At 63.7% G+C, this 22,434-nt stretch carries 21 protein-coding genes and 1 tRNA gene; 5 read left to right on the top strand and 17 right to left on the bottom strand.

What is annotated here, in order from left to right:
* Positions 1-229: 229 nt before the first annotated feature.
* Positions 230-1,903, bottom strand: a complete 1,674-nt coding sequence (ctaD, locus tag LOM8899_RS16675; protein WP_093993377.1) for a cytochrome c oxidase subunit I — start codon at positions 1,901-1,903, stop codon at positions 230-232.
* A gap of 431 nt (positions 1,904-2,334) precedes the next feature.
* On the opposite strand from ctaD, the gene LOM8899_RS16670 reads away from it, so the two are divergent.
* Entirely contained in the window at positions 2,335-3,549 is a 1,215-nt protein-coding gene (locus LOM8899_RS16670) for an aminotransferase-like domain-containing protein (protein ID WP_211096217.1), read from the top strand.
* A gap of 13 nt (positions 3,550-3,562) precedes the next feature.
* On the opposite strand, the gene lipB is transcribed toward LOM8899_RS16670, so the two are convergent.
* Positions 3,563-4,240 (bottom strand): lipoyl(octanoyl) transferase LipB, encoded by a 678-nt coding sequence (lipB, locus tag LOM8899_RS16665; RefSeq protein ID WP_093993375.1) that lies wholly within the window; start codon positions 4,238-4,240, stop codon positions 3,563-3,565.
* A gap of 224 nt (positions 4,241-4,464) precedes the next feature.
* Between lipB and LOM8899_RS16660 the strand changes: the two genes are divergently transcribed.
* Positions 4,465-4,551 (top strand) — tRNA-Leu (locus tag LOM8899_RS16660).
* Positions 4,552-4,644: 93 nt separating this feature from the next.
* On the opposite strand, the gene LOM8899_RS16655 is transcribed toward LOM8899_RS16660, so the two are convergent.
* From LOM8899_RS16655 to LOM8899_RS16620, 8 genes are all read right to left on the bottom strand, one after another.
* Positions 4,645-5,643, bottom strand: a complete 999-nt coding sequence (locus tag LOM8899_RS16655; protein WP_093993374.1) for an alcohol dehydrogenase catalytic domain-containing protein — start codon at positions 5,641-5,643, stop codon at positions 4,645-4,647.
* A 5-nt stretch (positions 5,644-5,648) separates the two neighbouring features.
* A complete protein-coding gene (locus tag LOM8899_RS16650; protein ID WP_093993405.1) occupies positions 5,649-7,112 on the bottom strand; it encodes a mannitol dehydrogenase family protein in 1,464 nt (487 codons plus the stop codon).
* Positions 7,112-7,885 (bottom strand): L-iditol 2-dehydrogenase, encoded by a 774-nt coding sequence (locus LOM8899_RS16645; protein WP_093993373.1) that lies wholly within the window; start codon positions 7,883-7,885, stop codon positions 7,112-7,114. The genes LOM8899_RS16650 and LOM8899_RS16645 overlap by 1 nt, the downstream gene beginning before the upstream one ends.
* On the bottom strand, positions 7,882-8,886 hold the full coding sequence (locus LOM8899_RS16640) for an ABC transporter ATP-binding protein (RefSeq protein ID WP_093993372.1): 1,005 nt from the start codon (positions 8,884-8,886) through the stop codon (positions 7,882-7,884). Before LOM8899_RS16640 ends, LOM8899_RS16645 begins: the two co-directional genes overlap by 4 nt.
* Entirely contained in the window at positions 8,886-9,716 is an 831-nt protein-coding gene (locus LOM8899_RS16635; protein ID WP_093993371.1) for a carbohydrate ABC transporter permease, read from the bottom strand. Before LOM8899_RS16635 ends, LOM8899_RS16640 begins: the two co-directional genes overlap by 1 nt.
* Before the next feature lie 14 nt (positions 9,717-9,730).
* Complete coding sequence (locus LOM8899_RS16630) at positions 9,731-10,597, bottom strand: carbohydrate ABC transporter permease (RefSeq protein WP_093993370.1); 867 nt, start codon at positions 10,595-10,597, stop codon at positions 9,731-9,733.
* Between the two features lie 148 nt (positions 10,598-10,745).
* On the bottom strand, positions 10,746-12,062 hold the full coding sequence (locus LOM8899_RS16625) for an ABC transporter substrate-binding protein (RefSeq protein ID WP_093993369.1): 1,317 nt from the start codon (positions 12,060-12,062) through the stop codon (positions 10,746-10,748).
* 126 nt (positions 12,063-12,188) lie between these two features.
* Positions 12,189-13,214 carry a LacI family DNA-binding transcriptional regulator gene (locus tag LOM8899_RS16620; protein WP_093993368.1) on the bottom strand — a complete coding sequence of 342 codons (1,026 nt, stop codon included), beginning with the start codon at positions 13,212-13,214 and terminating at the stop codon, positions 12,189-12,191.
* Positions 13,215-13,362: 148 nt separating this feature from the next.
* On the opposite strand from LOM8899_RS16620, the gene LOM8899_RS16615 reads away from it, so the two are divergent.
* Positions 13,363-14,316 carry a carbohydrate kinase family protein gene (locus LOM8899_RS16615; protein WP_168770572.1) on the top strand — a complete coding sequence of 318 codons (954 nt, stop codon included), beginning with the start codon at positions 13,363-13,365 and terminating at the stop codon, positions 14,314-14,316.
* A complete protein-coding gene (locus LOM8899_RS16610) occupies positions 14,313-15,578 on the top strand; it encodes a class II D-tagatose-bisphosphate aldolase, non-catalytic subunit (RefSeq protein WP_093993366.1) in 1,266 nt (421 codons plus the stop codon). The genes LOM8899_RS16615 and LOM8899_RS16610 overlap by 4 nt, the downstream gene beginning before the upstream one ends.
* Before the next feature lie 43 nt (positions 15,579-15,621).
* Here the strand turns inward: LOM8899_RS16610 and parA are convergent, their stop codons facing one another.
* From parA to LOM8899_RS16595, 3 genes are all read right to left on the bottom strand, one after another.
* Complete coding sequence (gene parA / locus LOM8899_RS16605; RefSeq protein ID WP_093993365.1) at positions 15,622-16,257, bottom strand: ParA family partition ATPase; 636 nt, start codon at positions 16,255-16,257, stop codon at positions 15,622-15,624.
* A gap of 229 nt (positions 16,258-16,486) precedes the next feature.
* The gene (locus LOM8899_RS16600) at positions 16,487-16,861 is read right to left on the bottom strand and encodes a hypothetical protein (protein ID WP_093993364.1); all 375 of its coding nucleotides are present in this window, start codon (positions 16,859-16,861) and stop codon (positions 16,487-16,489) included.
* On the bottom strand, positions 16,858-17,298 hold the full coding sequence (locus tag LOM8899_RS16595; RefSeq protein ID WP_093993363.1) for a cupin domain-containing protein: 441 nt from the start codon (positions 17,296-17,298) through the stop codon (positions 16,858-16,860). Before LOM8899_RS16595 ends, LOM8899_RS16600 begins: the two co-directional genes overlap by 4 nt.
* A gap of 146 nt (positions 17,299-17,444) precedes the next feature.
* On the opposite strand from LOM8899_RS16595, the gene LOM8899_RS16590 reads away from it, so the two are divergent.
* Positions 17,445-18,431, top strand: a complete 987-nt coding sequence (locus LOM8899_RS16590) for a LysR family transcriptional regulator (protein ID WP_093993362.1) — start codon at positions 17,445-17,447, stop codon at positions 18,429-18,431.
* 84 nt (positions 18,432-18,515) lie between these two features.
* Here LOM8899_RS16590 and LOM8899_RS16585 read toward each other — a convergent pair whose 3' ends face one another.
* The 4 genes from LOM8899_RS16585 to LOM8899_RS16570 form a co-directional block, all read right to left on the bottom strand.
* A complete protein-coding gene (locus LOM8899_RS16585) occupies positions 18,516-18,866 on the bottom strand; it encodes a RidA family protein (RefSeq protein WP_093993361.1) in 351 nt (116 codons plus the stop codon).
* Between the two features lie 165 nt (positions 18,867-19,031).
* Positions 19,032-20,054 (bottom strand): histone deacetylase family protein, encoded by a 1,023-nt coding sequence (locus LOM8899_RS16580; protein ID WP_093993360.1) that lies wholly within the window; start codon positions 20,052-20,054, stop codon positions 19,032-19,034.
* A 37-nt stretch (positions 20,055-20,091) separates the two neighbouring features.
* Positions 20,092-21,018, bottom strand: coding sequence for a 3,5-dioxohexanoate:acetyl-CoA acetone transferase (kce, locus tag LOM8899_RS16575; RefSeq protein WP_093993404.1), 927 nt, complete (start codon positions 21,016-21,018; stop codon positions 20,092-20,094).
* Positions 21,019-21,032: 14 nt separating this feature from the next.
* The gene (locus LOM8899_RS16570) at positions 21,033-22,373 is read right to left on the bottom strand and encodes an aminotransferase family protein (protein ID WP_093993359.1); all 1,341 of its coding nucleotides are present in this window, start codon (positions 22,371-22,373) and stop codon (positions 21,033-21,035) included.
* Positions 22,374-22,434 lie beyond the last annotated feature (61 nt).

Below are 22,434 nucleotides of genomic sequence, written 5' to 3'. Positions count from 1 at the left end.
TGACATTTTCGGAAGCTCCGCCGTGTTGGATGCTGTCCGAAACGGGAAAGGCTGTCTTTGGCACGAGTATCGCAGGGGCCGATGAAGCCCGGATTAAGCGGCCGTGCCGATTTGCGCTGGGCTGAATTGCAGCCGTCGGGGCGCAGGCTGCAAGGACCAACGAGCCCCTTGATACGAAAAAGGCCCCGGCGAAAACCGGGGCCTTTTCTGTTCTGGAGAGGTCTGCGCCTTAGTGCGCGTGGACCTTGTCCCAATCCGACTGCTTCGGCAGCTGCTCGAACGTGTGCTCGGGCGGCGGGCAGGGCAGGGTCCATTCCAGCGTGTCTGCGTATTCGTTCCACGGGTTGTTCCCGATCACTTTCGCACCGCGCAGGAGCGTGTAGACGAGAATGCCGATGAAGAACAGGAACGACGCGAAGGACAGGAAGGCACCGATCGAAGACACCAGGTTCCAGGTGGCGAAAGCCTCCGGATAGTCGATGTAGCGACGCGGCATTCCCTGACGGCCAAGGAAGTGCTGCGGGAAGAAGGTCAGGTTCGCGCCGATGAACATGGCGACGAAGTGAACCTTGCCTGCCCATTCCGGATACATCCGGCCCGACATCTTGGGCAGGTAGAAGTAGATACCCGCAAAGATGGCGAACACGGCACCGAGGCTCATCACGTAGTGGAAGTGTGCCACGACGTAGTAGGTGTCGTGATAGGCCCGGTCGACGCCTGCCTGAGACAGCACGATCCCGGTGACACCGCCGACGGTGAACAGGAACAGGAAGCCGAAGGCCCAGAGCATCGGCGTCTTGAACTCGATCGAGCCGCCCCACATCGTCGCGATCCACGAGAAGATCTTGACCCCGGTGGGCACCGCGATGACCATCGTCGCCAGCATGAAGTAGGACTGCTGGGTCAGCGACATGCCCACGGTATACATGTGGTGCGCCCAGACGACGAAGCCCAGAGCACCGATCGCCACCATCGCATAGACCATCGGCAGGTAGCCGAAGATCGGCTTGCGCGAGAAGGTCGCGATGACGTGGGAGATGATCCCGAAGCCCGGCACGATGATGATATACACTTCGGGGTGACCGAAGAACCACAGGATGTGCTGATACAGGATCGGGTCGCCGCCGCCTTCCGGTTGGAAGAAGGTGGTCCCGAAGTTACGGTCTGTCAGCAGCATGGTGATGGCACCGGCAAGCACCGGCAGCGCCAGCAGGATAAGCCATGCGGTGACGAAGATCGACCATGCGAACAGCGGCACCTTGTGCAGGGTCATCCCCGGGGCGCGCATGTTCAGGAAGGTGGTGATCATGTTAATCGCACCGAGGATCGACGAGGCACCGGACAGGTGCACGGCGAAGATCGCGAGGTCCATCGACATGCCGCCTTCGGAGGTCGACAGCGGCGGGTAGAGCACCCAGCCCACGCCGGAGCCGAGCTGTCCGTTACCGCCTGGTGTCAGCAGCGATGCCACACCCAGCGACACACCGGCCACGAACATCCAGAACGACAGGTTGTTCATCCGCGGGAACGCCATGTCCGGCGCACCGATCTGCAATGGCATGAAATAGTTGCCAAAACCGCCGAAGAGCGCTGGAATGACCACGAAGAACATCATCAGCACCCCGTGATACGTGATCATCACGTTCCACAGGTGTCCGTTCGGTGTACAGGGTTCGGCCGCGTTGGCGATGAACCGTGCCCCTTCGAGACACATGTACTGCACGCCCGGATGCATGAGTTCGAGCCGCATGTAGACGGTGAAACTCACCGAAATGAAGCCGACGACACCGGCCACCCACAGGTAGAGGATGCCGATATCCTTATGATTTGTGGACATAAACCAGCGGGTGAAGAACCCCCGGTTGTCTTCGTGTTCGTGGCCGTGGATGGCGGCGTCTGCCATGTGGCTCTCCTCAGGTCTGGCTACAGTGCAAGGCTGATCTGGGAATCCCAGACGTCCCGTTTGTCCCGCTTCTAAAGCGTTGGACTGTCGGGAGCAATATTCCGCAGCACTTTGAGGCTGGGTTAAATTGGCGCAGGCCCCTGTCGCGGGCGCTCGTCGTGCCGGCCGGCCGTGCCGGTTTGTCTGCGTTGCCCTTGGCCGTTGCCTGTGGGGTTAATGCCGCGAGGGGCCGCAAACGCCCCTCGGCAACGCGTCGGTGTGACGTCGGTATGGCGTCGGTGGCGTTGTGCCGCTGCGGGACGGTGCGGTAACGGATTAACCCTCTGTGCGGTGCTTTGGGGCCGGGCTTCGCCTTTACGTCAGGACCATTGACTTAAACCGCACCCTCGCTCACTCTCCGCCCGATTTCGCGCCGCAGGGAGGGCCACCGCGTGCAATGGGAGAGTGTTCTGGCGACCCGGTCGTCACGGATGAAGGCGTCGGAGATTCGCGAGCTGCTCAAGCTGCTCGACCAGCCCGACATCATTTCCTTTGCCGGGGGCATCCCTGATCCCGCCCTGTTCCCGGTGGCCGAGTTCGCCAAGGCGATGGCCGATGCCATGACCCCCGCCCGCGCTGAGGCCGCGCTGCAATATTCGGTGAGCGAGGGCTATCTGCCCCTGCGCCAGTGGATCGCCGCGGAGATGGCCCGCATCGGGGTGCCCTGTGCGCCGTCCAACATCCTCATCACCTCGGGGTCGCAGCAGGCGCTGGATTATCTGGGCAAACTGATGATCACCGCGGGCGACACGGTTCTGTGCGGCTGGCCCACCTATCTGGGCGCGCTGAGCGCGTTCAACGCCTATGAGCCGCTGTTCGAGCAGCTGAGCCCCAAGGGCAATGTCAGCGCCGCCGACTATGAGGCCCGCGCCGCGGCCAATGGCGGCCGTGCCAAGTTTGCCTATCTCTCCGTCGATTTCGCCAATCCGACCGGCGAGACGCTGGATCGGCGCGCCCGCGAGCAGGTGCTCGACTTGGCCGCCGAGATGGAGATCGCCATTGTCGAGGACGCGGCCTATCAGGCGCTGCGCTATGACGGCGAGCCGATCCCGCCGATCCTCGCGCTGGAGATCGCCCGCTGCGGCAGTATCGACGCGGCCCGAACGATCTATTGTGGTAGCTTTTCCAAGACCTTGGCGCCCGGACTTCGTGTGGGTTGGATCTGTGCCGCCCAGCCGGTGATCGACCGTCTGGTGCTGATGAAGCAGGCGGCGGACCTGCATTCCTCAACCCTCAACCAGATCGCGGTGGCGCAGGTGGCCGAGGCGGTAATGGAGCCGCATGTCGAGATGCTTCGCGACCCCTATCGCGCCCGCCGAGACCACATGCTCGCCGCCTTGGACCGCGAGATGCCCGAGGGGGTCACGTGGACACGGCCGGAGGGCGGCATGTTCGTCTGGCTGACCCTGCCGCCCAGCTTGGACGGGGCCGAGCTGTTGGCGGCGTCGCTGGAAACCGAGCGGGTGGCCTTCGTGCCGGGCCGGGCGTTCTTTGCCGACGGGTCGGGGGGCAATACCCTGCGCCTGAGCTTTTCCTGCGCCCAGCCGGAGCAGATCGACATCGGTATCGCAAGGCTAGGTGCGTTGATCGGGCGGGCGCTGGCTTAAGACGGGCGCCAGCTTAGGCGGGGGCGTCCTGCCGGGCGGTGATGCTGCTGTCGAAGGTCTTGCGCAGGGCCACGTCCACGTCGGCCATCGTGACCGGCAGGCCGAGGTCCACGAGGCTGGTCACCCCATGATCGCGAATCCCGCAGGGGACGATTCCGTCGAAATGGCTGAGGTCCGGCTCTACGTTGATCGAGAGGCCGTGGAACGACACCCATTTGCGCAGCCGAATGCCGATGGCCGCGACCTTGTCCTCGGCGGGGCTGCCGTCGAACTGGAGCGGCTTGTCCGGCCGTTCGACCCAGACGCCGACCCGACCGGGCCGGATTTCGCCGCGCACGTTGAATTCGCCAAGTGCCGCGATCACCCAGTTTTCCAGATCCTGCACAAAGCGCCGCACGTCGTGGCCGCGTGCGCCGACGTCGAGCATGACATAGGCGACCCGCTGACCGGGGCCGTGATAGGTGTATTGCCCGCCGCGCCGCGCCTCGAAGACCGGGAAGCGATCCGGGTCGGTGAGGTCTTCGATCCGGGCGGAGGTGCCGGAGGTGTAGAGCGGCGGGTGTTCCACCAGCCAGATGCATTCGGGCGCGGTCCCGGCGCGAATGGCCTCGGCCCGCGCCTCCATGAAGGCGAGCGCGTCGGGGTAGGGCGTCAGCCCATCGGCGGTGATCCATTCGGGTGTCTGGCTCATGCGGTGCATATAACGCCTGTCGTCGCGGGGCGGTAGAGGGGGATCGCGCGGCGGGTCACGGCTGGCCCCGAGCCTGGCCGGACCCTGCGATCGACCCGGTGCCGGCCCTGAGAAACCACCTCTCTGCCGTTCCGTGCACGACTGTTCGAGATTAATGCGTTTTGCCTCTTGGCAAGGCCGAACGGCTGGACTAGAAGCCGCTCGTGCTACCAGCTTTTGACTGTGCGGTCGTGGCGGAATTGGTAGACGCGCAGCGTTGAGGTCGCTGTGGGGTAACACCCGTGGAGGTTCGAGTCCTCTCGACCGCACCAATTCAATGAAACAGAGGTTTCATTGAAGAGAGTTGGGGCCGGAAGCCCCCCTTGCATCTCGCCCGATATGACGTCGCTTTGCCCCTTGGGCGATCAGAGGTCCCTAGAGAACTGGATCTTGAGGCTGCTTTTCGGGCCGTTCCCGGCGAACACCTCCGCGATCTCGCTCAGCGGCATCTGGTGCGAGATGATCCGCGCGATGTCGTCGCCGTAGGCGCGCAGCCCGTCGAGCGCCTGCGGGATGTTGTGATTGAGCGAGTGCGATCCGGCCAGGGTGATCTGCCGCCGGAACAGCTCGAAGGGCGCGATCTCGATCCGCGCGTCTTGCGGGCAGACCCCGAAGAACAACCCGACGCCGCCATTGCCGATATAGTCGGTCAGCTTGCCCGCAACCGCCGGGACGCCAGTGGCGTCGGCTACCAGATCGACGCCGTGTTGCAGGTCTTCGAGATCTGAGCTTTGTGCCGCAACCCCCCGAAACCCAAAGCTTTCCGCCAGTGCAAGCCGCCCCTCGTCGAGATCGACGAGCGCGATGTCGTCCACCCCGGAGACCCGCATTCCGATCGCCATCAGAAGCCCGATCGGCCCGGCGCCGAAGATCAGTCCGCTGCGCGCCCGGTGCACCTGTCCGGCGTCCAGCCCGTTCAGCACGCAGCCCAAGGGCTCGGCCAGAGCGGCGACGTGGAAGCCCATGTCTCCGATCGGGTGGACCCGCGACGCCTTGACCACACTGAAATCGGCAAAGCCGCCGTCGCAGGTGACGCCGTAAGCGCCGAGCGTGTCGCAGAGATGCGCCCAGCCGCGCTGGCAGGCGGGGCAGGTGCCGCATTCGAGATTGGGATCGACGACGACCCGGTCACCGGTCTTGAGCCCGCTGACCCCGGCGCCGATTTCGGTGATGGTGCCGGCATATTCATGCCCCGGCACGACCGGGTAGGCGGACGTGCCGTAATTGCCCCGCAGCACCTCGATATCGGTGTGGCAGATGCCGCTTGCCGCGACCTCGATCAGAACCTCGCCCGCACCGGGGCGCGGGGTCGGCCGCTCTGTCAGGGTGACGAGGTTGCGGTCTTGGAACACGATGGCCTGCATGGTGTTTAGCCGTCGAGATAGGTTTGCAGCGCGGATTCGGTGCCCTGATCCCAGACCAGCCGCAGCCAGCGGTCAAAGGCCGCGGCGAAGCGGTCGTCTTGCCCGAGATCTCCGTAGAACTGCGTTTGCGAGAGCCATTGGGACGGATCGTCCTTGGCCAGAGCGGCGTGCTTTGTCAGCGTGTCCCAGAACGGATCGTTGGGGGCGATGCTGCTGCCGTCTTCGCGGGTGCCGGCGCACATCCGCGCCCAGAGCGCCTCGACCAGTGCCAGCCCTTCGATCGGCGTGCCGGCCGCCAGCGCATCCCGGATGATCGGGTGCAGGAACCCCGAATGCCGTGAAGAGCCGTCGAAGGCGACCCTCCGCGTGGTGTCGCGGATCTCTGGATTGCCAAAGCGCCGTTCGATCAGATCGACGTAGGCCAGCGGGGTCATCCCCGGAACGGCCGCCACATGCGGCACGATCTCTTCCACCTCGATCTTGCGCAGCAGCCCACCGATGAGGGGATGCGCCATTGTCCCGGCGATCGTCTCGACCGAGAGAAGTTCGCCCGGAGTGGCGATGACCTGATGGCCCGCGTTGAGTTGCCGCAGCTTCATCGCCTCGAAGCTGTGTACATCGGAGGTGAAGGTGGCGCCGACCTTGTCCCAATCGGGCCGTCCGGCGCAGAACGTATCCTCGATCACCCACTGCCGAAACGGTTCGTGGGTCACGGGGACGTTGTCTTCAACCCCGAATTCCCGCACGAGCGCCAGCTCTGTCGGGCCGGTGGCCGGAACGATGCAATCGACCATCGAATTGGGAAAGCTGGCGTTCTGGTCGATCCATCCCGACAGGGCGGGGTCCGACAGAGAGGCGAGCCCCAGAATGGTGCGCTTCAGGATATCGCCGTTGCCTTGCAGGTTGTCGCAGCTGAGGCAGGTGAACGGCCCCAGACCGGCGTCGCGCCGCAGCCTGAGAGCTGCGATCATCGCGCCGAAGGCGGTCCTCGGCGCGCCGGGATTTTCCGCGTCGTGCCGGATGTCGGGATGCTCGGTATCGAGCGTGCCGCCGGCGGTCTGGTAGTAGCCGCCTTCTGTGACGGTCATCGACACGATCCGGATCGCCGCTTCGGCCATGTGCGCGATCAGAGGGGCGTTGTCGGCGGCCACGGGAATGTAGCCGATCATTGCCCCGGTGATTTCGGCGGATTTGCCGCTGGGGTCGAGCTCGATCAGGGTCGTCAGGCAGTCTTGCTCCAGCATCTTGGTCCGCTGGGCATCGTCGGCCGGCCGCACGCCCGCCCCGAGGATCGCCCAGTCGAGCGCCAGCCCCTGATCCATCAGCCGGTGCGAATACCACGCTTGATGGGCGCGGTGAAAATTGCCGAGGCCGATATGCACGATACCCGCCGTCAGATCGGCGCGATCATAGCCGGGTTTGCGCACACCCTCGGGCAGGTCGTTCAGGGTTTTGAGGTTCAGGACCATCAGCTCATCCACTGGCCGCCATCGACGTTGTATGTCTGCGACACGATATAATCGGACTCCGGCGAGGCAAGGAACACAGCCATGCCCGTCAGGTCCTCGGGAACGGCAAAACGCCCGGCAGGGACGCTTGCCTCGACTTCGGCCTTCTTCTGGCCGGGTTTCTTGCCTTCGAGTTTGGCGAACATCGCGTCGACATGCACCCAGTGGTCGCCGTCGACGACGCCGGGGGCGATGGCGTTGACGTTGATCCCGTGCTTGATCAGGTTGAGTCCGGCGGACTGCGTCATCGAGATGACCGCAGCCTTGGTCGAGCAATAGACCAGCACGAGGCTTTCACCCCTCCGACCGGCTTGCGAGGCCATGTTGATGATCTTGCCGCCGTGCCCTTGGGCGATCATCTGTTTTGCCGCCGCCTGCATCGTGAACAGCGTGCCCGCGACGTTGACCGCATAGAGCTTGTCATAGCTGGCGCGGGTGATGTCGACCGTCTCGGCCGCATCGAACAACGCGGCGTTGTTGATCAGGATGTCGAGCTTGCCCGCATGGGCCACAACCGACGCCACGGCGGCGTCGATGCTGGCCTGATCGCTGACGTCGATATGGACCGCGTAGGCCCCATCCCCCAGCTCTGCCGCCGTCTGCTCGGCGGCGCTCATGTTGATGTCGGCAATCGCGACAGTCGCGCCTTCGGCGAGATAGCGTTCGGCAAAGCCGCGCCCGATCCCGCGCGCGGCCCCTGTGATCAGGGCCGATTTCCCAGCCAGTCGTGTCATGCGATGCGAAGCCCCTGTGCGTCGAAGCGGTGAATTTGGTCGGCCAAGGGGGTCAGATAGATCGTATCCCCGTGCCGCGCCTCGATATCACCGGTGATCCGCACCGTCATCATATCCATGAGGCCGGTGTCATGGACGTGGATGAAGGTGTCGGAGCCAAGGTGCTCGGCCACGCCGACGACGCCTTTCCAGGCGCCCTCTGTCTTGGAGACAGTCAGGTGCTCGGGGCGGATACCGATGGTGGTGGCGTCATGTTTGGCCGCCTCTGGCCCGTCGATCAGGTTCATCTTGGGCGAGCCGATGAAGCCTGCGACGAACTTGTTCCGCGGAGTGTGGTAGAGCTCGAGCGGGCTGCCGACCTGCTCGATCACACCGGCCTGAAGCACCACGATCTTGTCGGCCATTGTCATGGCCTCGACCTGGTCGTGGGTGACGTAGATCATCGTGGTGGCGAGCTTCTCATGCAGCTCCATGATCTCGAGCCGCATGCCGACCCGCAGAGCCGCGTCGAGGTTCGACAGCGGTTCGTCGAACAGGAAGGCGGCCGGTTCGCGGACGATGGCCCGCCCGATGGCGACCCGCTGCCGTTGACCACCCGACAGTTGCCCCGGCTTGCGATCGAGGTAGTCGGTCAGGTTCAGCGCCTTGGCCGCGGCCTCGATCTTGGCCTTTTGCGTGGCCTCGTCGATCCCGGCCATGCGCATCGGAAAGGCGATGTTCTTGCGCACCGACATATGCGGGTAGAGCGCGTAGGACTGGAACACCATCGCCAGACCCCGCTTGGCGGGGGGCAGCTCGGTGGCGTCTTTGCCGTCGATGCTGATGTGCCCGGAGGTCGTGTCCTCCAGCCCGGCGATCAGGCGCAGCAACGTCGACTTGCCGCAGCCAGAGGGGCCGACGAAGACCACGAATTCGCCTTCGTTGATTTCGAGATCGAGCGGCGGAATGACCTGCGCCTCGCCAAAACTCTTGGTGACTTGGTTAAGAGTAATCTGTCCCATTATTTCACGGCTCCGAATGTGAGGCCCCGGACGAGCTGTTTCTGTGAGAACCAACCCATGATCAGGATTGGTGCGATGGCCATCATCGAGGCGGCCGATAGTTTTGCGTAGAACAGCCCTTCGGGGGCCGAGAAGCTGGCGATGAAGGCCGTCAGCGGTGCGGCGTTCACGGTTGTCAGCAGGATCGTCCAGAAGGCTTCGTTCCATGCGAGGATGATGTTGAGCAACACCGTCGATGCGATCCCCGGCAGCGCCATCGGCGTCAGCACGTAGAGGATTTCAGAGCGCAGATCGGCGCCGTCCATCCGGGATGCTTCGAGGATTTCGCCTGGAATTTCCTTGAAGTAGGTGTAGAGCATCCAGACGATGATCGGCAGGTTGATCAGCATGAGCACCACGACCAGCAGGATCCGGCTGTCCATCACCCCCAGCCATTTGGCCAGCAGCACCAGCGGATAGAGAACCCCGACTGCCGGCAGCATTTTCGTCGAGAGCATCCAGAGCAGCACGTCCTTGGTGCGCTTGCCCGGCACAAAGGCCATGGACCACGCCGCAGGCACGGCGATCAGGATGCCGAGGATGGTCGAGCCCACAGAGATGATGATCGAGTTCATCAGCGCCTTGGGATAGTTCGACCGTTCCTGCACGGCGGTGTAGTTTTCCAGCGTCCAGTCAAAGAAGAACCAGACCGGCGGATCGGCAATCGCTGTCGATTCCGTTTTGAACGAGGTCAGGAACGTCCAGAGGATGGGGAAGAACATCAGCAGACCGAAGGCCCATGCGAGGACTGTCCACATCATCTTTTGTTTGGTTGTGATGGCGCGTGCCATAATCAGTCTCCCCCTCAGCTATCGAGGTTCTTACCGACGATCCGCATAAGGAAGATCGCGATAATGTTGGCAAGGATGACGGCCACGATGCCCCCGGCAGACCCAAGTCCGACGTTCTGGCTTTCCAGCACACGCTGGTAGACGAGATAGGTCAGGGTCCGGGTTCCGAATGCGCCGTTGGTTGTCACGAAAATCTCGGCGAAGATCGACAAAAGAAAGATCGTCTGGATCAGGATCACGACTGTGATCGCCCGGCTCAGGTGCGGCAGGATGATGAACCGGAACCGCGACAGAGCAGGTGCGCCGTCCATTTCCGAGGCTTCGAGCTGTTCGCTGTCGAGCGATTGCACGGCCGTCAGCAGGATCAGCGTCGCAAAGGGCAGCCATTGCCACGCCACGATCACCACGATGGAGAACAAGGGAGCCTGGCTCAGGAAATCATAGGGTTGCATCCCGAGCCCTTTGAAAAGGTAGGAAAACAACCCGTTGTCCACGTTGAAGAACATGTTCTTCCAGACCAACGCTGAAACGGTTGGCATGACAAAGAAGGGCGCGATCACCAGAATTCGCACGATCCCTTGCCCGAAGATCGGCCGATCCAGCAGGAGCGCCATCAGCACCCCTCCGATGATCGTGATCGACAGGATCCCGGTCACCATCCAGAGCGTCGTTCCGACGGCGGACAGGAAGGCGGACGAGCTGAAGAACCTGACGTAGTTGTCGAAGCCGATCCACGGCTCGAACGTGCCACGCAGCGGCCGATAGTCGGCGAATGAGAAGTATAACGTCATGCAGAGTGGAACGAGCATCCAGACCAGCAAGACGAATACGGCGGGGGCAATCATCCATCGGGCGGCGGATTTTGAATGCGCTGTTGCCATGAGAACGCTCCTGTCGACTAAAGAGGGCCAGTGACGGCCGGCGCTGACACGCCCGTCATGGGGCGTCGCGCGGGGCGGTTGTCCGGGATCGGGGCAGGGTGGTCAGGCGGCGCGACCCTGCGCGCCGCCTGTTGGATCGAACGCGGGCTTAGTAGCCGGCGGCGTCCATTTCATCGAGCGTCAGCTCTTGGGCGTTTGCGAGCGCCTCTTCTGCGGTCTGCTGACCGGCCAGTGCCGAAGCGAACTGCTGTCCGACCTGAGTTGCGATACCGGCGAACTCGGGGATCGCGACGAACTGCACGCCTGTGTAGGGGACCGGATCGACCGTCGGGTTGGTCGGATCGGCCGTGCCCATCGACTCAACCGTCATCGCAGCGAACGGTGCCGCGTTGAGGTAGTTGTCGTTCTCATACAGGGACGTGCGTGTACCCGGAGGAACAGCGACCCAGCCTTTGGCTTCTGCGACGAGCGCGGAATACTCGGGACCGGTTGCCCAGTTGATGAACGTCTTGGCGGCGTCCTGGTTCTGCGACGATGTCGGGATCGCCAAGGACCATGCCCAGAGCCAGTTGCCGCGCTTGCCCAGACCCGTGTCGGGTGCCAGAGCGAAACCGACCTGATCGGCCACGGTGGAGTCGTCGTTCACAACGAACTGACCTGCGGATGTGGCGTCGATCCAGATGCCGCACTTGCCCTGTTGGAACAGGGTCAGGTTTTCGTTGAAGCCGTTGTTGGCGGCGCCGGCGGGGCCGGATTCTTCCATCATGTCGAGATAGAAGTTGAGCGTATTCGACCATGCTTCGCTATCGAACTGTGCCTGCCAGTCTTCGTCGAACCAACGTGCGCCGAAGGAGTTCGACATGGCGGTCAGAAGCGCCATGTTCTCGCCCCAGCCGGCCTTGCCGCGGGCGCAGATGCCGTTGATCTCGTTGTCACGGTCGGTCATTGCGGCCGCTGCTTCGCGGATGAATTCCCAGGTCGGGGCTTCCGGCATTTCCAGACCGGCTGCTTCCATCAGGTCGGTGCGGTACATGGTGAACGACGATTCACCGTAGAACGGCGCGGCGTAGAGTTCGCCATCGACGGACAGACCGCCACGGATCGCGGGGATCAGGTCGTCGACCTCGTATTCGGCGGGCAGGTCGTTCAAGGACACGAGCCAGCCGTTGTTGCCCCAGATCGGAACTTCGTAGGTGCCGATCGTCAGGACGTCGTATGCGCCGCCGCCGGTCGAGATGTCGGTGGTCAGGTTCTGACGCAGGACGTTCTCTTCGAGGGTGACCCACTCGACGTTGATGTCGGGGTGCTTCTCGTTGAAGTCGCCCATCAGGCTCTGCATGGTAATCATGTCACCGTTGTTCACTGTCGCGATGGTGATCGTGGTGGCATGGCCATCGGCAAATGCGCCGGTTGCGGCCATGGTCGCGAGCGCAGTTGCGCCGCAAAGTGCGGTCGTGAGTTTCATCCCTATTCCTCCCTGGATGCGATGTTTTAGCACCCTAATCACTATCCGATCACCGTCTCGAGTCAATTGATAATTTGTCGCGCGTAAAGTTTTGAGGATTTCCGTTAGGGAACAGTCCCTTGCGGATTACGCAGATGATCGAAGGATCAATTGGCCGTCGAAAAGTATCTCTTCCCGCGATTCGCTTTTGACGCCGGAGCTCATCAGATCGAACAGTTTCTCGACGCTGCGCTCGACGATGGCCGAGTAATTCTGGCTGACCGTGGTGAGCGGCGGGCAGGTGAACTGCGCCCAAGGGTGGTCGTCGTGGCCGGCAATCCGAAGGGCACAGCCCTCGCCGCGCCCCACCCTGAGCCCGCTCTGATACGCGGCGGCAAGCAGGCCGATCGCGATGCGGTCGTTGCTGCATAGGACGGTGTTTGTCGGCAGCTTTCGCTCGGCGATCAGGCGCTTGCCTTCCTCCAGCCCCATCGCCTCGAATTCCCAGGATTGGCCACCGACGCGGATGATCTCCGGGGTCTGTCCGGCGCGTTCCATCGCTTGGATATAGGCGGCGCGGCGCTTCATGGCGTTGGGGTTTACGGGCGGCATTTCAAAGAAACAGGGCGGCTCACCGGTGCGGCAGAGATAGTCCACGATGAGGGCGATACTTTGAAAATTGTCTGATCCTACAAAGGCATCGCCGATATCCTGGTTGCTGTCGAAGGCCACTGTGGGCACGTCTTCGGCGAATTTGCGCATCACCTCCAGATCGGATGCCCGCCCCAATGGCGCGATCAGCGCGCCGGCCGGTCTAAGCGAGCGGAGCGTCTCAAGCGCATTGATCTCCATCTGCCGCTGACCGTGCGAGCTGAACAGGATCGGCCAGTATCCCGCGTCGATGCAGCGCCGCTCGATCAGGCGCGCCATTTCGGCAAAGAACGGGTCCGCGAGGTAAGGGACGATGACGCCGATGTTGCGGGTCTGCTTGCGGTTCTGGTTCACCGCGAACAGGTTGGGCGTGTAGTTGAACTTGGCCAGTGCTGCCTCGATCCGTTGCCGTGTGGAGCTGCGCACGCTGTCGGGGTCGTTGAAGTACTTCGACACTGTCGGGCGAGAGATCCCGCTGGCCAGCGCGAAGTCTTCCATCGTCTGAACTTTTTGCTCGGCCATGCTGTGTTTTCTCCGTCCAAAGGGGGGTCTTCCTCGTATTTGTCCTATCAAATTTTTTGACGCGCGGAAAGTTTAAACTTGACGGATGGAAAGAATTTCTCTTTACAAAGTTTACGGGGTTTCGCCTCGAATTTGGGTGGGGGGAGCCATGGGCAGCAGGTGCACGATCGCGACTATCGGCGAGATCCTCGTGGAGTTCGTCTCGCATCGTCGCAACTGCGGTTTGACGGAAATCGCGGACTATTCCGGCCCTTATCCCAGCGGTGCGCCGGCGATCTTTCTGGATCAGGCCGCCCGCATGGGCGCCGCGACCGAGATGATCGGAGGCGTCGGTGCTGACGGCTTTGGCCGCTCCGTCATCGCCCGGTTACAGGCCGACGGCGTCGGCACCCGGGGCATCACGGTCAACGAGGCCCGCACCACCGGCGTCGCCTTCGTGTCGTACTATGACGACGGCAGTCGCGATTTCATCTTTCACCTGACGGGCACCGCCTCGGACCATTTTGCCGTGCCGCAGGGGCTTCTCGTGCCCGCCGAGACGTTTCTGCACGTCTCTGCCGCGTCGCTGGGCAATGCCGCGATGCGCGGGATGATCATGGCGACGGTGCGCGAGGTTGCGGCCGCCGGTGGCCGGATCAGCCTCGATCCCAACTCGCGCCCGGATCTGATGCGCGACGCTGCCGTCCGGGCCGTGTTGGACGAGGTGATGGCCTGCTGCACCTGTCTGATGCCCAGCACCAGCGATCTGGCGTTCATGTTCCCGGATCTGTCCGAAGCGGCCGCCATCGAGCATCTGCTGGGCGCCAAGGTCGAGGTGATCGTGATCAAGCGCGGCGCGGCCGGGGCGACCGTCGTGGGCCGGGGCGAACGCCATGATTTTGCAGGCCATTCCGTCGAGGAGGTCGACCCGACGGGGGCGGGCGATTGCTTTGGTGGCACATTCGTCGGACTTCTGGCACAAGGTGCCTCGCTGCGCACCGCCGGTGAGCAGGCCAATGCCGCCGGAGCCATGGCGGTGACCCGGCGCGGACCGATGGAGGGCAATTCCAGCCCGGCCGAGATCGCCGCGTTTCTGAAGCAACGAAGTGGACCTTTGCCATGACTGTCGTCGAGGATCTGATCAACCGGAACCGCAGCGGAGAGCCGGTCGGCCTGCCGTGTTTCTGCACGGCGAACGAACATGTGCTGCGCGCCATTCTGGCCTATGCCAAGACGACCGGCCTGCCCACCGTGATCGAGGCGACCTGCAATCAGGTGAACCAAGAGGGCGGCTATACCGGCATGACGGCCGCCGATTTCATGGCGTGGCTCCGCGGCATGGCCGAAGAGGCCGGCGTGCCGATGGATCAGCTCATTCTGGGCGGCGATCACCTTGGCCCCAATCCGTGGCGGTCGGAGCCAGTCGACGTGGCCATGCAGAAGGCCCGCGAGCTGGTGAAGAGCTATGTGCAGGCCGGATTTCGCAAGATCCACCTCGATGCGAGCATGGCTTGTGGCGGCGAGCCGAACCCGAGCTTTGCCCAGATCGCAGAGCGTGCGGCCGATCTGTGTGCCGTGGCAGAGGCACACGCTCCGAACCCGGCCGACCTGATTTATATCATCGGCACCGAGGTGCCGATCCCCGGCGGCGAGACCGAGGAGCCTGCTGCGCTGGATGTCACCTCGGTGGACCGCCTGTATGACACGATCGAGACCCATCGCGCGGCGTTCGAGGCTCGGGGCTTGCAGGAGGCTTGGGGCCGCATCGTTTCGGTGGTCACCCAGCCCGGCGTCGATTTCGGCCACACCTCGATCTATCCGTTCGTTCCTGAAAAGGCCAAACCGCTGAGCGATGCGATCCTGTCTCAGCCCGGCCTGACGTTCGAGGCGCATTCGACCGATTATCAGCCGACATCGGCGCTGGCGTCATTGGTGCGGAGCCATTTCTTCTTTCTCAAGGTCGGACCGGAGCTGACGTTCCGCTTTCGCGAGGCGGTCGTCGCCTTGGCCCAGATCGAGAGCCAGTTGCAGATCGCGGAGCCGTCGCGGATGACGCAGGTTCTGACCGAGCGCATGAGCGATGAGCCGCGGCACTGGAAAGACTACTATTCCGGTTCCGAGGCCGATGTGGCGCGCTTGCAGATGTTCAGCTACAGTGATCGCATTCGCTATTACTGGACCGATCCGGCGGTCGCCGCGGCCCTGTCGAAGCTGACGGCCAATCTGGGCGCGCATCCGCTGCCGCAGACCCTTGTATCGCAGGCGTTCATGGGGCTGGAGTTCGGTGAGATCCCGACGACGCCCGGTGCCCTGATCGAGGGTCATATCCTCAGATGCGTCGCCCGCTATTTCGAGGCGGCCGGCCTGCCCGCCAGCACGGGCTGACCCCTGCGCCGATCCCGCCTTGAAAGCGCGTTCACTCGCGCGTTCACTCTGGAATGTTCGCCAGAATTTCCTCTGTGAGTGCTGCGACTTCCGTGGCGGCCGGCCCTTTGGCGACGGCATCCTGCACGCCTTGCCCGCGCCCTAGCGTCTCGGCGTAGAGAATCCGGTTGGCCAGCGTCGTCTTGGCCAGAATGGCGTCGATCTTGGCGGCTTCCTCGGCGACTTCGACGCCCAGTTTCGTGCCCGCACGGGTTCTGTTCAGCACCAGCATGGTCGGCGTGTTGGCCCGCCGCGCGAGGTCGAGCACGCTTTCGGTCGCCCAGAGATCGACATGGCTGGTGGCGATGGGCACGAGCACCAGATCGGCCTTGCGCAGCGCGGGCCGCAGATCGCTGTCGGCCTTTGGCGGCGTGTCGACCAGCACGAAATCGCAGGTGGCGGCCAGTTTGCCCGCCTCGTAGTCGACCCCCCAGGCGGAGGCGGTGGAAAATTCCATCCCGGCGTCCTCCATCGCCGCGTGCCGGGTCATGAACCAGCGTCCGAGGCTGCCTTGCGGATCGGTGTCGATGATGGCGACCCGATGCCCCAGCTTGACCAAGCCGACCGCCAGATTCACTGTCAGAGTGGTTTTGCCGCTGCCACCCTTTTGCTGGGCGATTGTGATCACTGTGCCGGTCATAGCGAACTCCGTCTAAATCCGTTGCTGCAACGCAGCAGTACACATCCAGCCGGAAAAAGCACGACCCTTATTGCCCGTCACTGAGCAAAGCGGCGTGGTTCGCTGCCAATCGGGGGTGCGAACCGTGCGGTTTCGACCCCGCCGTGGCGTGCCGGTGCCGCGAGAAGGAGCGCCCGTCGGTGCCGTGCGGCAACCGAAGGGCGCTCTGTGATCTGTGTCGCGCCGTGGTCTAGCCGGCCGACAATCCGGACTTCCAGACCGTCCAGACAAAGATCAGCATGGCCGCCAGCGTCAGCATGGAGCCCGCGATGGCCATGCCTTCGGACCCGCCGGAGACGGCGATGGCGATCCCCGGCACCATGAGCACGACCCCGAGCACCGCCAAGCCGAGGTGCGCCTTGGCCAGCGTGGTCTGCGCCGCGGCGGGCACGAGGTGATAGTAGACGCCGATCAGCGCGAAGGTGACCCAGCCGACGAGATTGAGGTGCGCATGTGCCGACAGCAGCGTGTGATCGCCGCTTGCAGCCATCTGGATCCCCCAGATCATGCCAGCTGTCACGAACAATACGGCCAGGCCGTAGAACCAGAATGCGATGCCTTTCATTGGACCTCCAGTGGCGGACCGGTGAAGGTCAGCCCATGCCGTTGTGCGCTTTCGTTGATCGCTTCCATGTCGGTGGGGATCGCGAATTGCCCTTCCGCCATTTCGGCGAAGAAGGTCTCGAACCCGCCGGGGGTGAGGATCACCAGATGGCGGCAGGGCTGATCGCCCGGCACCTGAAAGGTGTGTTCCTTGCCGCGCGGGATGAACAGCGTCTCGCCCGGCCCGACACGCCCGGTCTCGCCGTCGAGCCAGTAGTCGATCTCGCCCGAGAGCACGACGAAGACCTCGTCTTCGTTGGCGTGGATATGTCGCGGTGGCCCGGACCGGGGCGGTGAGACGCTGTCGGTGATCGACATCGCCCCTCCTGTCGCCGCACTGGACAGGATCGTTCGGTAGCTGACCCCTTGCCAGTAAATTTCGTCCTTTGTGTCCTTCATAATATGCTCCTTTCAAATGCGTCAGACATGCCGGTCCCGGTCCCGCACACGGGTGTTTTTGCCGGTTTCTCTGACGATGGGCCTCGACGGTCGCACAGGATTGGCCATATGCAAAATCGATTATTTATATCATAATCATAAACACCATGAATTTATCTGGCTTTGATCTGAACCTTCTCAAAGTGCTCGACGCGATGCTGCGCGAAGGCACGACGACGGCCGCGGGCGCTCGTATCGGCCTGTCGCAACCGGCCGTCAGCGCGGCTCTGTCCCGCCTGCGCGGCCAGTTGAACGACCCGCTGTTCGTCCGCGAGGGCCAGCGCCTGGCGCCGACGCATTTTGCCCTGTCGTTGCAGGGCCCCCTTCAGGAGGCGCTAGCGTTGATCGACGCCGTTCTGGACGGCCCGGCGGAGTTTGACCCCGCAAAGGCGCAGATGACATTCCGTATGTCCGGCTCCGATTTCTTTTCCGAGTTGCTGTTTCCGAGGCTTCTGGCCCAGTTGCGCCGCGACGCTCCGGGTATCACGCTGCAACTGGTGGATCTGGTGTTCATGTCGACGCTCGACGCGGTCGAGAATTTCGACATCGATCTGGTGTTCTGGCCCCGGATGGACACTCCGGCCCGCCTGACGTGGCAGGATCTGATCACATCAGACTTCATCACCTGTGCGCCGGTCGACCATCCCCGACTGAGGCGCGCGGGCATCGGGGACGGCGATCCGATTCCGGTCGATCTCTATTGTGATCTGGATCATGCCCATTTCGCCCCGGACCCGAGCATGTCGACCCAGATCGACGAGGCCTTGGCCAAGATCGGTCGCGCGCGCCGCGTGGTCGTCAGTCTGCCGACCTTTACCGGCGTCTATGGCGCGGTCGCGGATGGCGGGTTGATCGGGTATCTGCCCAAGCAGTTTGCCTTGGCCCGCAAGTGGGAAGGCAAGATCACGATGCACCCGATACCCTTGCCGATCGAGACCAACTATCTGACGATGATCTGGCACACCCGGATGACCCACAAGGCCTCGCACCAGTGGATGCGCGCCCAGATCTCGCGGATTCTGGCGCAATTCAGCGATGATCGTGTTGCCCCCGACGCCGGTGCTGCGGCCCCCGTGACCTTGCCGACCGGCTGACCTGATAGGCCGACCGATGGGCCGACCTATGGGCCGACCTATGGGCTGCCGGAGGGCGTCTGTAGGCCGCCCTCCGGCGTCGTGTCAGTTCTGCGCTGCGGTGATGATGAATTCCACCAGATATTCCGGCGCCGCCAGTTTCGCCTCGCCGCAGGCGCGGGCAGGGGTGTGCCCCTCTGGCACCCAAGCGTCCCAGACCGCGTTCATCGCGCCGAAGTCGGACATGTCCGCCAGCCAGATCACCGCTTGCAGGATGCGGGTCTTGTCCGATCCGGCTTCGGCCAGAAGCGCGTCGACCTGTTCGAGGCAGGTCTTGGTCTGCTGGGTGACGTCGTCCTTGGGGTTTCCGACCTGTCCGGCCAGATAGACGATCCCGTTGTGGGTGACGATCTGGCTCATTCTGGGGCCGCTGTGCATGCGTGTGATCGTGCTCATGATCTGTGTCCTGTTGCTTGTCCGGTTCGCGCCGGGAGAGGGGGGATGAGCGGGCCGCTGGTCTGTCGAGCCAAGCGCCCCTGCCGCGCCTGTCTGCCCTGACTGGCGGGCGGGGACAAGCCATCCCGTGAGGAGCGCCGAGGCGTGCCGGCCCCGGCGCCCGGCTCAGCGATCCTGAAAGCCGCTCAGCAAGCTGGTCAGGTTGTCCCCCAGGGCGTCGCACAGATAGCGGCCTTCCTGCACGAAGAGCGTGGGCAGCCCCAGCCCGCCGATGGCCGCGCCGATCCGGGCAAAGCCGGGGGTGGTGATGGCCAGCCCCTTGAACGGATCGTCGATATAGGCGTCGAGCCCGAGGGCGATGACGACGGCGTCGGCCCCGAAGGCCCGCACCCGCGCCAGCGCCGTATCCAGCGTGGCGAGGTAGTCGTCGTCGTTGGTGCCCCGCACCAGTGGCAGGTTGAGGTTGGAGCCCAGACCGGCCCCGGCGCCGCGTTCATGGGCGTGCCCCCAGAAGAACGGGTAGAACCGCGCCGGATCGGCGTGAATCGAGACGGTCAGCACGTCGCTCCGCTCGTAGAAGATCCCTTGGGTGCCGTTGCCGTGGTGCAGGTCGATATCGAGGATCGCGGGCCGCAGCCCTCCGGCGCGCAGCCGCTCTGCCGCGATGCCTGCGTTGTTCAGAAAGCAGAAGCCCCCCGCCAGATCGCCGAAGGCGTGGTGCCCGGGTGGCCTGCAGAGCGCGTAGGCGGCGTTGCCGCCCGTCAGGAGGGCGTCGGCCCCGGTCACGGCGGTCTGGGCGGACCAATAGGCCGCCTCCCACGTGCCGGAGGCGATGGGGCAGGCGCCGTCGGCCTGATGGAACCCGGCCTGTCCGGCGGCGGATTTCGGATAGCTGTCGCTGCGGTTGGCGGGGTGGATGTTCGGGATCACCTCATCGCCCGCGTCCTTGATCCGTTGCCACCGGGTGTAGATCATTTGCAGGAACACCAGATATTCCGCTGAATGCAGCGCGGCGATCGGCCCCAGCCCTGCATCCTCTGGTGCCTCGAAGACGCATCCAGCGGCCTCGGCGCCAGCCCGCAAGACGTTGATCCGCTCGGGTTGCTCGGGATTGGGCAAGAGCTTGCCATTGGCGAGGAAGTGCTTTGGGTCGTGCGCGGACTGGCGCGGATCGAGGATGGCTTTCATCGTTTGCCTTTCCGGGGGCTGTGGCGGGGCAGGGAGATCAGATCGCGGTCTTGTCGCTGCCTTTGAGGCCGAGCATTTGGCGGGCGTCGGCCGGAGTGGCGACCTCGCGCCCCAGATCCTCGACGATCCTGCGGATCTTGGCGACCTGTTCGGCGTTCGTCCTGGCCAGTTGCCCGCGCGCGATCATCAGGCTGTCTTCGAGACCGACGCGGACATGCCCGCCCATGGCCGCCGCCATGGTGATCATCGGCATCTGGTGCCGTCCGGCGGCGAGCACCGAGAACATGTAGCTGTCACCGAAGAGCTTGTCGGCGATCCCTTTGAGATGCGTCAGGTTTTCCGGATCGGCCCCGATCCCGCCCAGCACCCCGAAGACGAACTGGATGAACAGCGGAGCCTTGACCATGCCCCGATCCACGAAGTGCCGCAGCATGTAGAGATGGCTGACGTCGTAGCATTCGAACTCGAACCGCGCCCCCCGCTCTTGCCCCATCTGCGTGAGGATGCGGGCCATGTCGCGCGGGGTGTTCTTGAACACCAGATCGTCGGAGCCTTCGAGGAACGGCTTTTCCCAATCGTATTTCCAGTCGGTGATCCGCGCGGCCGCCGGGTAGAGCGCGAAATTCATCGATCCCATGTTGAGCGAGCACATCTCGGGCTCGACCTCGAGCGGCGCGGCGAGCCTGTCGTCCAGCGTCATCGTGGCGCTGCCGCCGGTGGTGAGGTTTATCACCGCGTCGCTGTTTTGCTTGATCCGCGCCAGGAAAGGCCGGAAATGCTTGGGCCGCGCCGATGGCCGACCGTCGTTCGGGTCGCGGGCGTGCAGGTGCAGGATCGCGGCCCCGGCCTCGGCTGCGCCAAGCGATTGGGCGGTGATCTCGTCTGCGGTGATCGGCAGATGCGGCGACATCGACGGGGTATGGATCGAGCCTGTGATGGCACAGGTGATGATGATCTTGGACATGGCTTCCCCTCGTTTCACGACGCCGCGACGCAGCCTGCGGGCAATTCCGACATGAGCTGTTGCATAGACCGGTCGAGAATCTCGGCGATCTCGTCGAGTTGTGCCTCGGTCACGATCATTGGCGGGCAGACGAGGAAGTGATCCCCGGAGATGCCGCCCCGCGTGCGCCGTGAGTAGATGATCAGACCGTTCTCGTAGGCGATGTCGACCAGCCGGCTGTGGGCGTTGAACTCGGCGGGCAGGGGTTCCTTGGTGCCTCGGTCGGCCATCAGCTCGAACGCCAGCAGTAGCCCCTTGCCGCGCACGTCTCCGATCAACGGGTAGCGTTGCATCAGCGATTGCAGCCGCGCGTGCAGGGCGTCGCCCATCTGGGCGGCGTTCTGTGTCAGCCCGTTCGCTTCGATCTCGTTCAGCACGGCCAGCCCGGCAGCACAGGCGAGCGGATTGCCGGCATAGGTGTAGCCGTGGATGAAGCCGCCCGCCCCGAGCACCGCCTCGACCATATCGGTCCGTGCGATCATCGCCCCGAGCGGGACGTATCCCGCCCCGAACCCCTTGGAGAGGGCGATGATATCGGGGGTCACGTCCCAATGCTCGGCCCCGAAGAACCGCCCGGTGCGGCCGCCGCCTGTCATCACCTCGTCGTGCATCAGAAGCACCCCGTATTGGTCGCAGATTTCGCGGATACGTTGCATGTAGCCCGCAGGCGGCACCAGGGCGCCGGTCGAGGCGCCGCCGATCGGCTCGACGATAAAGGCGAGAATGGTGTCCGGTCCTTCCTCGAGGATCTTGGCCTCCAGCATGTCGGCGTAGTGCCGGCCCGTGGCCGGATCGTCGATGTCCAGCCCGTCGAGATAGGCCCGCGGCGCGGGGATCTTCGGCATCGCCTGCATCATCGGATCGAATGGTGCGGTCATCGGCGCATAGCCGGTGATCGCCAGCGCCCCGAGTGTTGCGCCGTGATAGCTGGGATAGCGCGAGATCACCTTGAAGCGTTGCGCCTCACCTTGGGTGAGCGCGTATTGCCGGGCGAACTTGAGCGCGCTTTCGACGGCTTCGGACCCGCCGGAGACAAAGAACACCCGGTCGAGCCCCTCGGGCGTCAGGCTGGTGATCTTTTCGGCCAGCGCCTCGCTGGGTTCGGTCTGGAAGTGCAGCCGGTAGCCGAAGGTCGATTGCGCCATCTGCGCCTGCATGGCGCTCAGGACGGCCGGATTGCCATGCCCGATGTTGCTGACCATCGCGCCGGACGATCCGTCGATGTAGCGTTTCCCGGAGGTGTCCCACATGTAGATGCCGTCGGCCCGGTCGAGCATCGGGCGCGGCGATTTGGTCTGGTAGAAGAGCTTGCTCATCTGGAAACGCTTTCAGCGACTGGAACGGACGCCATGCCGAAGGCCATCGACTGTCCGGCAA

The organism is Flavimaricola marinus, assembly GCF_900184895.1.
GTDB lineage: Bacteria > Pseudomonadota > Alphaproteobacteria > Rhodobacterales > Rhodobacteraceae > Flavimaricola > Flavimaricola marinus.
The sequence above is the reverse complement of the archived record's forward strand: the minus strand, read 5'-3'. Positions and strand labels throughout refer to the sequence as shown.